Source organism: Micromonospora sp. NPDC005553, from assembly GCF_042871765.1.
GTDB lineage: Bacteria > Actinomycetota > Actinomycetes > Mycobacteriales > Micromonosporaceae > Micromonospora.
Map to the genome: position 1 here is coordinate 248,463 of NZ_JBIAJD010000006.1, position 14,043 is coordinate 262,505.

Below are 14,043 nucleotides of genomic sequence, written 5' to 3' on the forward strand. Positions count from 1 at the left end.
CACCCTCCAACCTGGAGCGCACTCCAGGTCAAGCGCTCAGTCACCAGGGCAGCACGCCGTACCCGCCGCCGGCGTCCATCTGGAAGCCCCAGAGCAGCCCGCTCGGCCCGTCGGCCGGCAGCGTCGCCAGGTGCACGCTCACCTCGGCACCCTGCTCGGCCGTGCGGAAGCCGCTGTTGCCGTTCAGGTCGGTGGCGCAGTAGCCCGGGTTCGCCGCGTTCACAGTGATCGTGGTGTCCCGCAGCTCCTTGGCGTACATCGCGGTGAGCATGTTCAGCGCCGCCTTCGACGACGGGTACGGCACGGAGGTCAACTCGAACAGCGCGCCGTTCGGGTCGGTCATCACCGCTATCGAGCCGACCTCGCTCGACACGTTGACGATTCGGGCGGCCGGTGCCCGGCGCAGCAGCGGCAGCAGCGCGTTGGTCACCGTCACCACCCCGAAGACGTTCGTCTCGTACAGCCGGCGCATCGTCGCCACCGTCGTCTCACTGGGCAGCCCTCGCGCGCCGTCGGCGAGCACGATGCCGGCGTTGTTGACCAGCACGTCCAGTCGGCCGTACTCCGCCTCCACCCGCTTCGCGGCGGCCGTCACCGACTCGGCGTCGGTGATGTCGAGCGGCAGGAACGCGGCGTCCGCGCCGCCGTCGCGCAGTTTCCGTTCGGCTGCCCGACCCCGCTCGGCGTCCCGGGCGCCCACCAGCACGGTCATCCCCCGGGCGCCGAGCTGCCGGGCGGTGGCGAAGCCGATTCCCTTGTTGGCCCCGGTGATCAGGGCGATCATGTTCGTCATGCCGTCGAGCGTGTCCGCGCCGACGGCGTCGGGGGAGAGACGGGCCGAGGCTGGGACCGGTGGTACCACCCTGGCCGGCCCTGGTCGCGGCATGCTGGGGGCATGACGAGCAGCGGCCTGCGGCGTGACGAACTGGCGGCGTTCCTGCGTACCCGCCGCGCCCGGCTGCGCCCCGCCGAGGTCGGGCTCCCCGAGGGCGAACGCCGACGTACCCCCGGGCTGCGCCGGCAGGAGGTCGCCCAACTCGCCGGCATGTCGATCGACTACTACATCCGTTTGGAGCAGGGCCGTGGGCCGCACCCGTCCCGGCAGGTGCTCGCGTCGATGGCCCGGGCGTTGCTGCTGAGCCGGGACGAGCGGGAGTATCTGTTCCGGATCGCCGGGGAAAATCCGCCATTGGCCGGCGGGCCGAGCCGGGAGGTGCCATCCGGGCTGCGGCACCTGCTCGACGCCATGACCGACACCCCGGCGTACCTCGTCGACGCCGCGTACCACGTGCTGGCCTGGAACCGCCTGGCCACGTACTTCGTGGGGGATCTCGCGGCCGTGCCCGACGCGGACCGCAACATGATCCGCTGGACGTTCCGGCAGCCGGCGACCGGCGCGCACTGGACCGATGCCGAGGTGATCCGATTCGTGCGCAGCACGGTCGCGGACCTGCGGGCCGCCTATGGGCGCTACCCGGCCGACCCGGCGATCCGCGAGCTGGTCACCGAGCTGCTCGGCACCTCACCCCGGTTCGCCCGGCTCTGGGCCGAGCACGACGTCGAGGAACGCCGTCCGGTCGTCAAGCGGGTGCCGCACCCCGAGCTGGGGCCGTTGGAGTTCGAGTGCCGCGTCCTGCTGGTGCCGGAGACCGACCAGCGGATGATCGTCTACGTTCCCGAGCCGGGATCGCCGACCCACGCGGTGTTCCGCCGGATCGCCGAGCGCGTCGGCTCCGAGCGCCGGGAACAGCGTGATGCCTCAGGGTCATCAAGATGACTCTGAGGCATCACGCATTCAGGAGACCTGCCCGCCGAGCGGCGGACCCAGGTCAGTTGGGCAGGTAGGCGAAGGTGTCCGGGTTCGGACCCTGCCGGCCGGCCTCGCCCTTGTCCAGCGCGGTGATCCGCTCCATCGCCGTGTCGTCCAGCTCGAAGTCGAAGATCCGGGTGTTCTCCTCGATCCGCTTCGGGGTGGTCGACTTCGGGAAGATGATGTCGCCGCGCTGCACGTGCCAGCGGAGCACCACCTGCGCCGGGGACCGGTCGAGCTGCCCGGCGATGTCGACCACCGTCGGGTCGTCGAGCACCTTGCCCTGAGCGATGGGCGACCACGCCTCGGTGAGGATGTTGTGCGCGCGACCGTAGGCGCGGACCTCGTCGTTGGTGAAGTACGGGTGCGCCTCGATCTGGTTGACCGCCGGCACGACGCTCGCCTCGTCGGCCAGCCGCTCCAGGTGCGACACCTGGAAGTTCGACACGCCGATCGAGCGGGCCCGGCCGTCGCGCTGGAACTCCTCCAGCACCTTCCAGGTCGAGACGTAGTCGCCGTCGTACAGGGTCGGCAGCGGCCAGTGGATCAGGAACAGGTCGATGTAGTCCATCTTCAGCGCCGCGAGGGTCGAGTCGAACGCCCGGCGGGCGTCGTCGGGGCGGTGGAAGCCGTTGTTGAGCTTGCTGGTCACGTAGACCGAGCCCCGGTCGAGGCCGGACGTCCGTACCGCCTCGCCGACCTCGGCCTCGTTGCCGTACATCTCAGCGGTGTCGATGTGCCGGTAGCCCACCTCAAGGGCGGTGGTCACCGCCGAGGCGGTGTCCTTCGGCTCGATCTGGAACACCCCGAAGCCGAGCTGCGGAATGGTGGTGCCGTCGTTCAGGCTGATGTCGGGAATCGTGATTGCCACTGCGGCTCCTTCGCGTCTTCGTTACCTGTCATCCATACCCGGGCGGGCGGACGATCCACCGCCCAACCGGAGGTGACGAACGCAACGGCGGACCGGTTCACCCGGTCGTGTCGAACAGCACCGGCCACGGCCGTGCCGCCGGCACCGACGTCACGGGCGGCGCGGGCACTGTGGGCTCGGCGTCGGCCAGCACCTCCGCGGCGAGTTGGCCGAACATCGCCGCCGCCGGGTGCGCCGACCGGTCCGGCCAGGCCGCCGAGGTGCGCCTGGCCAGCGGCGCGTCGGCGATCGGCCGCCAGGCCATCCGGGGTTCCCGGCGGGCCACAGCCGCCGGTTCCACTGCCACCCCGCCGCCGGCCAGCACCAGCCCGCAGAGGAACTCCGGGTTGCGGGCCGGGCGCACCCGGTCCGGGCGCCAACCGTGCTGCCGGCACACCGCCAGCAGGTGGTCGTGCCAGCCGGGGGCGGTGGCGCGGGGAGCAGCCACCAGATCAAGACCGGCCAGCGACGCGAGCGTCACCTCGCGGCCACGGGCCAGCGGCGAGGTGCGCGGCAGCAGCACCCCCAGGGGTACGTCGACAGGGGCGCCGAAGCGCAGCCCGTCCGCCGCCACCGGGTGGTGTACGAGCCCCACGTCCAGGGTCCGCTCGGTGAGCATCCGCACCTGCTCGGCGGTGGTCAGCTCGTGCAGCTCCACGTCCAGGCCGGGCGCCCGGGTGGCGAGCCCGTCCAGCAGCGAGCGCAACGTCACGGCGGGCGTCTCCGGCGGCACCCCGGCCCGGAGTACGCCCAGCTCACCGGCGCGGATCTGCCCCATCAGGCTGCGAAGTCGACCCTCGCCGGCGAGCAGTTCCTCCGCCTCGCCGAGCAGCAGCTCACCGGCGGTGGTGAGGCGCACCTGGCGGCGGGACCTGTCGAACAGCTCGACTGTCAGCTCCCGTTCCAGCCGCTGGATCGACTGGCTCAGCGGCGGCTGGGCCATCCCGAGCTGTTCAGCGGCCCGGCCGAAGTGCAGTTCGTGTGCGACCACCACGAAGTGCCGCAAATGCCGGAGCAGATCCACGGCCGGGACCCTACGCCAGCGCTACCGGGTCGGCAGTGGTTACCGTGCTGGCGTGGACGTGGAGGAACGCATCGGGGCCATCTTCGCCGCCGTCGGGGTGACGGCCAGCCTGCACGTCGTGGACCTGGACGCCGTCGACCCGGATGCCGTCGAGGGCGGCGGGCTTCGGGAGGTCGGGGTGCGGGCCGACGAGCAGGTGGTGATCGCCTCGATCTTCAAGATCCTGCTGGTGCTCGAGTTCGCCCGGCAGGTCGAGGCCGGTCAGCTGGACCCGACCGAGCGGGTGCTGGTCACCGCCGCCGACCGGCTCGGTGGGTGGGGTCTGGCCGGCTGCGACGACGACGCCGAGGTGTCGCTGCGCGACCTCGCGTACTTCGCCATGTCGGTCACCGACAACACGGCCGCCGACCTGCTGCTACGCCGGGTCGGCCCGGACCTGCTGCCGATGCTCGCCGTCGAGCTGGGGCTGACCCGTACCCGGGTCCTCGGTGGCCCTCGGGAACTGGTCGAGATGATGCTCGCCGACGTGGGCGCCCGGACCGAGGCGGAGTTCGCCCGGATCTTCCCCACGCTGTCGGCGGACCGGGTGCGGGCGATGCGGGTCTTCGACCCCGCGCACACCACGTCAAGCACCGCCCGGGAGATCACCCGGCTGCTCACGCTGATCTGGCGGGACGAGGCCGGGCCGGCGGCGGCCTGCGCGATGGTCCGGACCTGGATGGCCCGGCAGATCTTCTGGACCCGGCTGGCCGCCGGTTTCCCGCCCGGCGTCCGGGTCTCCGGGAAGACCGGCACCCTGCCCGGGTTCCACCTGGAGGCCGGGGTCGCCGAATACCCCGACGGCGGCCGGTACGCCATCGCCGTCTTCGCCCGCGCCGAACAGTTGACCCCGCGCCGCATCGACGTGGACCTGGCGATGGGGGAGGCCGCCCGCACTGCCGTGGAGGCGCTGCGCGGCGACTGATTTCGCGACCCACCGAGCGCCGCCGTACCCCTGCTGAGCAGCACCGATATCTGTCGGCGTATCGAAGCCGACGGCCCTTGATCTTGGACCGCGGCCCGGTGCCGCTGATTGGCTCGTGGTCGACACATCACCCGAGCACGGGGAGTACATCCGCATGCCCAGTCTCGACCGCCGACGCTTCCTGCGCGACGCCGCCGCCACCACCGCCCTGGTCTCCGCCGGTGGCCTCGCCGCCGGCGTCGCCACCCCGGCCCAGGCCGCGCCCTCGACCGCCGCAGCCCCCGGGCCGACCGCTCGCCGCAAGGGCGCCGTCAGCTTCCGCTGGTGGGGTACTGCCGGCTGGCGCGTCGACATCGGCGACCGCACCGTTCTCGTCGACCCGTTCCTCAGCCGGATCGACACCGGGCTGTTCACCGGGGCGTTCAAGACCGACACCAAGTTGACGGTGCGCACCGACGTGATCGACCCACGGGTCGACCGGGCCACGACGGTGCTCGTCACGCACACCCACTGGGACCACTTCATGGACGTGCCGTACATCGCCAAGCGCACCGGGGCGCGGGTGTTCGGCACGCTGACCGCGTACCACCTGGGGTTGGCCTACGACGTGCCGTCGACGCAGCTCAGCGCCGTGAAGGGTGGGGAGGTGCTGGACTTCGGCGACCACAGCGTCGAGGTGGTCGGCTCGCTGCACAGCCGCAACCCGTCGTACTCGGTGGCCTTTCCCGGGGTGCGGGTGAGCCCGCCGCCGCAGCCGGCCACCATCGCCGACCTGCCGGAGGGCGACACGCTGGGCTACCTGCTGCGGGTCGACAACGGACCGTCGGTCTACTTCACCGGGGCCAGTGACGTCGCCGAGCGGAACCTCACCGGCCTCGCGCCAGACGTGGCGATGGTGGCCATGCAGAACGCCACCACCACCGGCGACTACCTGCCCCGGCTGCTGGCCGGCCTCGACTACCCGAAGGTCGTGGTGCCGGTGCACTACGACAACTTCGAGACGGCGTTGCAGAACCCGCCGCCGGTCGCCCCGACCGACCGGACCCGGCTGAACGAGATGATCGCGGCGGTGCGCCGGATCTCGCCGCGCAGCCGGGTGCTGGTGCCCGAGTACGAGACCGCGTACCACTTCTGAGCAGCGTCGGTGGGGGTCGCCGAGCCGCGACCCCCACCCGGTCAGGAGGCGGCCATCTCCGCCAGGGCCCGCACCGACTTCCAGTTGCGGGAGGTGGACACCACGCCGAGCTTCTTCTCCAGGTACGCGTTCGTGAACTTCGACCGCCCGTAACCGCCGTCGACGTAGTGCAGGAACACCTCACGGCCGGTCACAGTGAACGACACGTTCTCGCCACCAGGCACGGCCAGGGCATCCGCTGTGGACTTCTCCGGTGCGGTGGCGAGGAAGGCCACCAGCAGCCGCGTCGGGTCGTCCTCCCGGTCGGCGTACGGGTTGCCGCCGGCGATCGCCGCCAACTCCCGGGCGCTGCGTACCAGCACCGGCACCGTCAACGCCAGCTCGTCTGTCAGCGCCCGCGCGATGCCGGCGGCCAGCTTCTCCGCGTCGCGCACCGAGCTGCCGAAGACCACGTTGCCGCTCTGCAGGTACGTCTGGGCGTCCTCGTGCCCGAGATCGGTGACGATCCGGCGCAGGTCGGCCATCGCCAGCCGGGTGCTGCCGACGTTCACCCCGCGCAGAAGTGCGACATAGCGGGTCATGGCTCCTCCTCGGGTGCGGACGACCGGCTCAGCGTAGGCCGCCCGGCCCCACCAGGCCCGTCTCGTACGCGACGATGACCAGTTGCGCCCTGTCGCGTACCGCCAGTTTGGTCAGCAGTCGCCCGACGTGCGTCTTGACGGTGGCCTGGCTGAGGTTGAGGTGCGCGGCCAACTCCGCGTTGGACAGGCCCCGGGCGATCAGCGCGAGGACCTCCCGTTCCCGATCGGTCACCCCGTCGAGCTGGCGGGGCAGCGGCCGGGTCGGCTCCGGCTGCCGGGCGAACTCGTCGATCAGCCGGCGGGTCACCGTCGGCGCGAGCAGCCCCTCCCCGGCGGCGACCACCCGGATCCCGGTCAGCAGGTCCGCCGGTGGGGTGTCCTTGAGCAGGAACCCGCTGGCCCCGGCGCGCAGCGCCCCGTAGACGTACTCGTCGAGGTCGAACGTGGTCAGAATGATGACGCGGGTGTCGGCCGTCGCCGGGTCGGCGCAGATCCTCCGGGTCGCCTCGATCCCGTCCATCTCCGGCATCCGGACGTCCATCAGCACCACATCCGGCCGGTGCTGCCCGGTCAACGCGACAGCTTCCACACCGGTGCCCGCCTCACCGACAGTGGTGCAGTCCGGGCTGAGATCGACCAGCAACCGGAAACTGCCGCGCAGCAACGCCTGGTCGTCGACGATCAGCACGCGGATCACGCGGCCACCCGGTAGGGGAGGCTGGCCGTCACCGCGAAGCCACCGTCGGGGCGGGGCCCGGCGCGGAACTCCCCGCCGTGCAACGCCACCCGTTCCCGCATGCCGATCAACCCGTGCCCCTCCCCGCCGAGCAGGACCGGCCGCTGGCCGTCGTCGGTCACCTCCACCCGCACCTCGTCGGGCAGGACGGTCACCGTGGCCCGGCAGGAGGCCGGCGCCGCGTGCTTCACCACGTTCGTCACCGCCTCCTGCACGATCCGGTACACAGCGAGGCCCACCGACTCCGGCACCGCGCCCGCCGGCTCGTCCCGCCGCACGTCGAGCTGCACGTCGACCCCGCCGATCGCCGCCTGCCGGGCGAGGAGGGGCAACTCGTCCAGCCCTGGCGTCGGCGCGTACGGGCTGTCCTCGCGCAGCACGCCGAGCACCCGACGTACGTCGGTCAGCGCGGTGCGGCCGGTCTCCTCGATGACCCGGAGCGCGGCACCCGCCTCACGGGGGTCGGCCTCGGCGACGTGGTTGGCGACGGCCGCCTTGACCACTATGAGGCTGAGCGTGTGCGCGACCACGTCGTGCAGCTCACGCGCCACCCGCAACCGCTCCTCGGTGGCGGCCTGACGAACCAGCTGGTCACTCTGCCGGGTGGCGAGGGCTCGTCGCTCCCGGATCTGCCAACCGATCACCCAGGCCGGCGCGACCATGACGGCGGCGTAGGCGACAGCGCCGGTCCGCGACCAGAGGTCACCCGCGGTCAGCACCAGGCCGACGCTCACCAGCGCCAGGCAACCGGCGGCGCAGAGCAGCGACCGGCGGGTGGGCGTCGCCACGGCCACCGTGTAGAAGGACAGTCCGATGGCGAGCGCCGGCGCGGCGGCGGCGAAGTTGGGGATCACCCCGGTGATCAGGGTGACGGTGGCGACGAAGCTGATCACGACGGCCACCGCCATCGGCCACCGTCGCCGGACGGCCAACGGCAGCCCGAGGGCCATCCCGACCAGCACCGACACCCAGAGCGGCTCGCGCACGCCACCGTGCAGCGGCGACTCCAGCGCGGCGTACGGGCAGAGCAACCCACCGACGGCAACCGCCAGCAGGGCGTCCACCGTGTACAGGTCCACCGGCCGCATCCGTCGGGTCAACAGGAGAGCAGTCACCCGTCGAACGGTAACGACCGGCTGGATCGACCGCGTCCGCCTGTGGGCCGTCATCCCCGAGGACGACGTGCCGGTGCTGCCGGGCCTGCGACTCCACCCGGGGGAGGGCCGGAAAGTGCCCGCTCCGGCACGACGCGCCGTACCCCCCGCGTTCGGGACCGTAACGGTCATGACCACAGACACGGTGACAGTGACGGGGCTGCGAGCGGTGTACGGCACCGGAACCCGGCGGGTGACGGCGCTCGACGGCGTGACCACGCGCTTCGCGAGCGGCACGTTCACGGCGGTGATGGGGCCCTCCGGCTCGGGAAAGTCGACACTGCTGCACTGCGCGGCGGGGCTGGACCGCCCGACCGAGGGAACCGTCACGATCGACGGCACCCGCCTCGACGACCTCAGTGAGGACGCGCTGACCCGGCTGCGGCGCGACCGGATCGGCTTCGTCTTCCAGGCGTTCAACCTGGTGTCCACGCTGACCGCCGCGCAGAACGTCGAGTTGCCATCGCGCCTGGCCCGTCGCCGTCCGCCGGCCGGGGACGTGGCCGCAGCCCTCGACGCCGTCGGTCTCGCCGACCGGGCCGGGCACCGGCCGAGTGAGTTGTCCGGCGGGGAACAGCAGCGCGTCGCCGTGGCCCGAGCGTTGATCACCCGCCCGGCGGTGGTCTTCGCCGACGAGCCGACCGGGGCGTTGGACAGCGCGTCCTCCCGGCAGGTGCTCCGGCTGCTGCGGGCACTCGTCGACGACCACGGGCAGACCGTCGTGATGGTGACCCACGACCCCGCCGCCGCCGCGTACGCCGATCGGGTCCTTCTGCTGGCCGACGGCCGCGTCGTCGACGAGCTGACCGGCGGGATCACCGCCGCCGCCGTCGCCGCCCGGATCGCCCAGCGGGAAGCCGTCGCGGAGTCGTCGTGCTGAGCGTCCGGCGGTCGGCCAGCGCCTTCGTAGCGGTGGCCATCGGGGTCACGCTTGTCGCGGCGGCCACAGTGCTGCTCGCCTCCGGCCGCCCGCAGGTGCCGGACCGGCTGGCGCGGGCGGCGGTCGTGGTGCAGAGCCCCGAGGCGGGTGCGTCCGCTGACGAGTTCATGCCGACCCGGCCCTGGTCGGCCAGCGCGGTAGCGGAGTTGGTCGGCAGGCTGGCCGGTCTGCCGGACGTGGTGGCGGCGGTGCCGGACCGCACCTTCTACGCCCAGCCGCTCGTCGACGGCCGGCCTTCGGCCGCCGACACCCGGCGCGAGGACGCCTACCAGGGGCACGGCTGGTCCAGCGCCCAACTGGGTGGGCTGCGCCTCACGGCTGGCGAGCCACCCCGCCGGCCCGGCGAGGTGGTCGTCGACAGCGCGCTCGGACTGCGCGCCGGCGCACCGGTCACAGTGCTGACCGCGGCGGGCCCGGAGTCGTACACCGTCACCGGTCTGGTCGACGGACCCGGCGTCCACGTCGCGGACGAGGTCGCCGCCGCGCTCGCGCCCGGCGTGCGGGCCATCGGGCTGGTGCTCGCCCCGGACGCCCACCCCGAGCGGGTCGCCACGGCGGCTCGCGGAGTCGTCGGCGGCGACGGACTGGTGTTCACCGGTGCCGCCCGTGGTGCGCTGGAGCCGCGCGGCGACGCCCGTACCCGGTGGATCGGCATGCAGGTGCTCGCCGCCACGGCGGCCCTCGCCGGCTTCGTCACGGTGTTCGTGGTCTCCTCCACCTTCGCCTTCACCGTCGCGCAGCGCCGCCGTGAGCTGGGCCTGCTGCGCGCCGTCGGCGCCACCGGAGGCCAGGTCCGCCGGATGGTGTACGCCGAGGCGCTCGCCGTCGGCGTCGCGGCGGGGCTCGTCGGCCTGCTGGTGGGCGCGGCGCTCGCACCGTCGCTGGGTGGGCTGCTGGTCGACGTCGGCTTCGAACCGTCGACCTTCCGGGTCCGCTACGAACTCTGGCCGATCGCGGTCTCGCTCGCGGCCGGGCCGGTGATCGCGGTGCTGGCCGTCTGGTCGGCGTCGCGCCGGGCGGCGCGGGTCCGCCCGTTGGAGGCGTTACGCGAGGCTGCTGTGGAACAGCGACCGGTAGGGCGGGTGCGCGCCGCCACCGGGGTGCTGCTCCTCGCGGCGGGGGCCGCGCTCAGCCTCGGTACGGCGACCGCCGACGAGGCTCGGGTGGGGGCGCAGTACGCGCTCTACGCGGTGATGGCGTTGGTGGCCGGCACCACGGTGCTCGCCCCGGTGGTGGTCGGGCCGCTGGTGCGCCTGCTGCGTTCTCCGGTGCGTCGGCCCGGTGGCGCGATCGGGATGCTGGTCCGGGGCGGGGCGTTGACCGCGACCCGGCGGACCGCCGCCATCGCCGCGCCGGTGCTGCTCACTGTCGCGTTCGCGGTGCTGGTGTCCGGGATGGTGCGCACCAGCACCGCCGCGTACGCCGCGGGTCGGGCGGACAACGTGAACGCCGGCTGGATCGTCGTGCCGGACCGCGCACCCGGCCTGTCCGACCGGGCCGTCGCCTCGACCGGTGGCACCGCGCTCCTGCCGACCACCGTCTACCGCACCGACCCCGGAACGTCGCCACCGGATCGGCCGATGACCGCGCTCGGCGTGGACCCGGAAGGCTTCGCCGCCGCGAACCGGGTGCTCACCGTCGTCGCCGGTTCGCTGAACGACCTGAGGGGCGACGACACGGTGGTGGTCACCGCCTCGGCGAACCGCCTGCCGTCGGAGCCGTACCCGGTGGTCTTCGCCGACGGGACGACGGTGTCGCTGCGCGTCGTCGCCGTGGTCGACGACACCTCGATCCCCGGCGACCTGCTGGTGCCCCGGGCCGTGGTGCGGGCGCACGACCCGTCGGCGCTGACGTCCACCGTGTACGTCCGGGACCGCATCGATCCACCGGTCGGCGCGCGGATCCTCGACGTGCCGGGCTGGGCGGCCGAGGCGGACGCCGCCGAGGACCGCCTCGTCTGGCTCTTCACACTGCTGCTGATCGGGGTGTCCGCCGGCTACGGGGCCGTCGCGGTGGCCAACACCCTCCTGCTGGCCGCCGCTGGCCGCGCCGCGGACCTGCGGCTGATCCGGATGGCCGGGGCGACCCGACGGCAGGTCATCTGGCTGGTCACGGCGGAATCCGCGCTGGTGGTTCTGATCGGCGCGCTGCTGGGTGGGGCTGTCGCGTTCGTCGGTCTGCTCAGCATCAGCGCCGGCCTCGCCGAGCAGGTCGGTGCCCCCGTCGACCTGGTGATGCCGTGGTCGGTGATCGCCGGGGTGGTGGGGCTGTGCCTGCTGCTCGCGGTGCTGTCCAGTGTGTTGCCGACGTGGCGGCTGCTGCGCCACCGTCCCGCCCGGTCACCGGTGGGCCTCGTCGGATGACAGCGCCCCCCGCGCGGACGATCGGCCAGCTACCGTCCATGGATGCGATCCGCGCGCCCGGTCGGGCTGCTCCTCTCCGCCGCCGCCGTCGCGCTCTGGGCGTACGGCATGACCACGTGGCAGCCGCTGACCGAGCCGCTCGGCCCGTGGTCGGAGCACCTGCCGGGCAACAACGCCTACTGGGCGCGCGACCTGCGCTTCATGGCGATCATGGCGGTGCCGCTCGGGTTGGTGCTGGCCGGGCGGGGGCAGGTGCGGTGGAGCGGCCCGGCTGTGGTGCTGGGCGGCTGCTGGATCGCGGCCGACGTGGCTGTCGACCGGGCGGACCTGATCGGCGTCGGCGCGACGGTGCGCCTCGCCGTCGCCGGCTACGCCGTGCTCGGCGTGGTCGCGGCGCTGCTGCTCTGGTGGGAGCGCGCCGTGCCGCCGATGGGGGAGCCCGATACGGAGTCGGCACGGGAGCGCGGCGCGACTCCGGCCACCGACCGGCGGGTGCTGACCGGTGCGGCCTGCGTGGCCGGGGTCCTGACGCTGGTGGCGGCCGGGATGGAGTCACCGACCGACCGGGAGCCGGAACTGCACCAGGGTGCGCTGGCCACGGCGGCGCTGCTGGTGGCCCTGGCCGTCGGTGCCGCGTTGGCGGCGGCGCCGGCACGGACCCGGGTTCGCGTCGGGCTGGCGGCCGGCCTCACAGTGGTGGCCCTGCTCGGCGTCGGGTGGGTCCGTGCCACAGCGCCCGGCACACGCCTCCTGCCGGAGGCCGCTCTCGGGGCGGTGGTGCTCACCGGAGTCACACTCCTGGCCTGGGACTGGCCGGGCGGTCGGCCGATCTGGCGGCACCACGCCCTGGCCGCGCTCATCGCCCTCGTGGGTCCGGTGGTGTTCCTGGTGGCCACGGCCATCCCCATGGTGATCCTGATGCCGATCGGCGCGGCGTTCACCGCGCTGGCCGGCAACAGCCCGATCAACTCCGCCGACTCCGATCTACTGGTCTCCCTGGTCGGGCTGCTCGCCGGGTTGGGAATGGCAGTGCTGCTGGCGCGGCCGAGCGTCGAGGACCGTCGGCAGCTCCGCTGACTCACTCGACGACCGGCAGCACCACCTCGTTGCGGCGCAGGAACCACGGCTTCCACGGCGGGTCGAAGCGCGCGTACCGGATGGCACCTGTCGGTTGCAGCCCGGCCGCGGTCACCGACCGGCCGAGCATCGTGGCCCGCTGGCTGAACGCCTGCTCCGTCCACCGCCCGGAGAACCGCATCGCCGCCGCCAGCCGCGCCGGAACCTCGCGGATCCGCACCCGGGCGTCCACCGGCTCGGGCAGGGTGGCGGCGGTGAAGCTGGCCGGCATGACGAACTGGATCAGGTACGCGCCCGGCCACTCACCCTCGATCTGCACGACCGGCACGGTCATGGCGATCTTCTCCGAGCCGCTGACCGCCGCGAGCGCCGGCGCGGCGGAGCCGATCGGGTGCCGGGCCCGATTGGCGCCACCGATGTACGCGGCCAGCGGCCGGAACGCCTCGATCGGCGCCCGGGTGAACGACGCCTGGATCTGCATCTCGGCCACCAGGTGGGCGGGGTACCGACGCAGCTCGAAACCGGGGTGTCGGGACACCACCCGGTACGGCTGCTGTTCGGTCATCGCGCGGCTCCCAGGGTCTGCTGGGACAGACGCTACCGCCCGTCCGGCTCCCGTTCGGCCGAAGTCGGCCGCTCCGGCCCGGGAGCGAGTGCCCTGGTGGTCAACCGCCAGTACTGCCGCTTGCCCTCGTCGCGCAGCACCACCCCGATCTGCCCCAGCTCGCGGCGCAACTCCCGGGTGTCGTCGCGGCGGTCCCGCTCGATCGCCCGATCCCGGGCCCGTAACAGCGCGTCCGCGCCGGCCGGCAACCCGGGCAGGTCCGGAACCCACAGCCGGTACGCCGACCGGTGCGGGTCGTCGTCCGCCCAGCCCCAGCCGTGCTCCCGGAACGCCGCCGCCAGTTGGGCCGCCGGCAGGTCCGTCGACTCCCGGACGAGTTCCGCGCCGTCGGCGTCCAGCAGCACCAGGTGCTTGTCGGCGAGGAAGACCACCCGGGTGTCGACCCGGGAGATGGTCCGGTTCTCATCCGAGCGGCGCAGCTGGACCTGCGCCCCGTCGACGGTGACGATCAACCGTTCGGCGGTGCCGATCCCGGCGATGACCAGGCCGGCCAGGACGCCCACCCCGATGGTGCCGGCGGTGGCCTGCGGCTCGGGCAGCCGGTCCAACCACTCGATCAGGTCGCTGAACGGCACCCAGGGCAGCCGGGCGAGCCAGCCCGTCGCCGCCGCGAGGAGCCATCCGGCGCCCGCGCCGAGAAGCGGAAAGCCACCCCACAGGACCGCCAGTTCCAGCGGGCCGCCGCTGACCACGGTGCGCGGACGGTAGCTGGCCATCTCCATGG

Annotated in this window: 14 protein-coding genes; 6 read left to right on the forward strand and 8 right to left on the reverse strand. The window is 73.2% G+C overall.

What is annotated here, in order from left to right; all coding sequences use genetic code 11:
• Positions 1–40: 40 nt before the first annotated feature.
• Complete coding sequence (locus ACFYPG_RS25015) at positions 41–793, reverse strand: SDR family oxidoreductase (RefSeq protein ID WP_355005489.1); 753 nt, start codon at positions 791–793, stop codon at positions 41–43.
• Between the two features lie 102 nt (positions 794–895).
• Here ACFYPG_RS25015 and ACFYPG_RS25020 point away from each other — a divergent pair, with 102 nt between their 5' ends.
• The gene (locus tag ACFYPG_RS25020) at positions 896–1,777 is read left to right on the forward strand and encodes a helix-turn-helix transcriptional regulator (RefSeq protein WP_355005488.1); all 882 of its coding nucleotides are present in this window, start codon (positions 896–898) and stop codon (positions 1,775–1,777) included.
• A gap of 52 nt (positions 1,778–1,829) precedes the next feature.
• On the opposite strand, the gene ACFYPG_RS25025 is transcribed toward ACFYPG_RS25020, so the two are convergent.
• On the reverse strand, positions 1,830–2,681 hold the full coding sequence (locus ACFYPG_RS25025) for an aldo/keto reductase (RefSeq protein ID WP_355005487.1): 852 nt from the start codon (positions 2,679–2,681) through the stop codon (positions 1,830–1,832).
• A 97-nt stretch (positions 2,682–2,778) separates the two neighbouring features.
• Positions 2,779–3,744, reverse strand: coding sequence for a LysR family transcriptional regulator (locus tag ACFYPG_RS25030; protein WP_355005486.1), 966 nt, complete (start codon positions 3,742–3,744; stop codon positions 2,779–2,781).
• Positions 3,745–3,796: 52 nt separating this feature from the next.
• On the opposite strand from ACFYPG_RS25030, the gene ACFYPG_RS25035 reads away from it, so the two are divergent.
• Together ACFYPG_RS25035 and ACFYPG_RS25040 are read left to right on the forward strand one after the other, a co-directional pair.
• Positions 3,797–4,708, forward strand: coding sequence for a serine hydrolase (locus ACFYPG_RS25035; RefSeq protein WP_355005485.1), 912 nt, complete (start codon positions 3,797–3,799; stop codon positions 4,706–4,708).
• A 154-nt stretch (positions 4,709–4,862) separates the two neighbouring features.
• A complete protein-coding gene (locus tag ACFYPG_RS25040) occupies positions 4,863–5,843 on the forward strand; it encodes an MBL fold metallo-hydrolase (protein ID WP_355005484.1) in 981 nt (326 codons plus the stop codon).
• Positions 5,844–5,884: 41 nt separating this feature from the next.
• Here the strand turns inward: ACFYPG_RS25040 and ACFYPG_RS25045 are convergent, their stop codons facing one another.
• Genes ACFYPG_RS25045 through ACFYPG_RS25055 form a run of 3 tightly spaced genes read right to left on the reverse strand, consistent with a single transcriptional unit; the run spans position 5,885 to position 8,275 of the window.
• Positions 5,885–6,424, reverse strand: a complete 540-nt coding sequence (locus ACFYPG_RS25045; protein WP_355005483.1) for a DUF1697 domain-containing protein — start codon at positions 6,422–6,424, stop codon at positions 5,885–5,887.
• A gap of 28 nt (positions 6,425–6,452) precedes the next feature.
• Positions 6,453–7,121 carry a response regulator gene (locus ACFYPG_RS25050; RefSeq protein WP_387354064.1) on the reverse strand — a complete coding sequence of 223 codons (669 nt, stop codon included), beginning with the start codon at positions 7,119–7,121 and terminating at the stop codon, positions 6,453–6,455.
• Entirely contained in the window at positions 7,118–8,275 is a 1,158-nt protein-coding gene (locus ACFYPG_RS25055; protein ID WP_355005481.1) for a sensor histidine kinase, read from the reverse strand. The genes ACFYPG_RS25050 and ACFYPG_RS25055 overlap by 4 nt, the downstream gene beginning before the upstream one ends.
• Positions 8,276–8,444: 169 nt before the next feature.
• On the opposite strand from ACFYPG_RS25055, the gene ACFYPG_RS25060 reads away from it, so the two are divergent.
• Genes ACFYPG_RS25060 through ACFYPG_RS25070 form a run of 3 tightly spaced genes read left to right on the forward strand, consistent with a single transcriptional unit; the run spans position 8,445 to position 12,694 of the window.
• Complete coding sequence (locus ACFYPG_RS25060) at positions 8,445–9,194, forward strand: ABC transporter ATP-binding protein (protein WP_387354065.1); 750 nt, start codon at positions 8,445–8,447, stop codon at positions 9,192–9,194.
• The gene (locus ACFYPG_RS25065) at positions 9,188–11,617 is read left to right on the forward strand and encodes an ABC transporter permease (RefSeq protein WP_387354066.1); all 2,430 of its coding nucleotides are present in this window, start codon (positions 9,188–9,190) and stop codon (positions 11,615–11,617) included. Before ACFYPG_RS25060 ends, ACFYPG_RS25065 begins: the two co-directional genes overlap by 7 nt.
• Positions 11,618–11,659: 42 nt before the next feature.
• Positions 11,660–12,694 (forward strand): hypothetical protein, encoded by a 1,035-nt coding sequence (locus ACFYPG_RS25070; RefSeq protein ID WP_387354067.1) that lies wholly within the window; start codon positions 11,660–11,662, stop codon positions 12,692–12,694.
• 1 nt (position 12,695) lies between these two features.
• On the opposite strand, the gene ACFYPG_RS25075 is transcribed toward ACFYPG_RS25070, so the two are convergent.
• Together ACFYPG_RS25075 and ACFYPG_RS25080 are read right to left on the reverse strand one after the other, a co-directional pair.
• Positions 12,696–13,259: a heme-binding protein gene (locus ACFYPG_RS25075; protein ID WP_355005477.1), complete on the reverse strand. Its 564-nt coding sequence runs from the start codon at positions 13,257–13,259 to the stop codon at positions 12,696–12,698.
• A gap of 32 nt (positions 13,260–13,291) precedes the next feature.
• Positions 13,292–14,041 (reverse strand): hypothetical protein, encoded by a 750-nt coding sequence (locus ACFYPG_RS25080; protein WP_387354068.1) that lies wholly within the window; start codon positions 14,039–14,041, stop codon positions 13,292–13,294.
• Positions 14,042–14,043 lie beyond the last annotated feature (2 nt).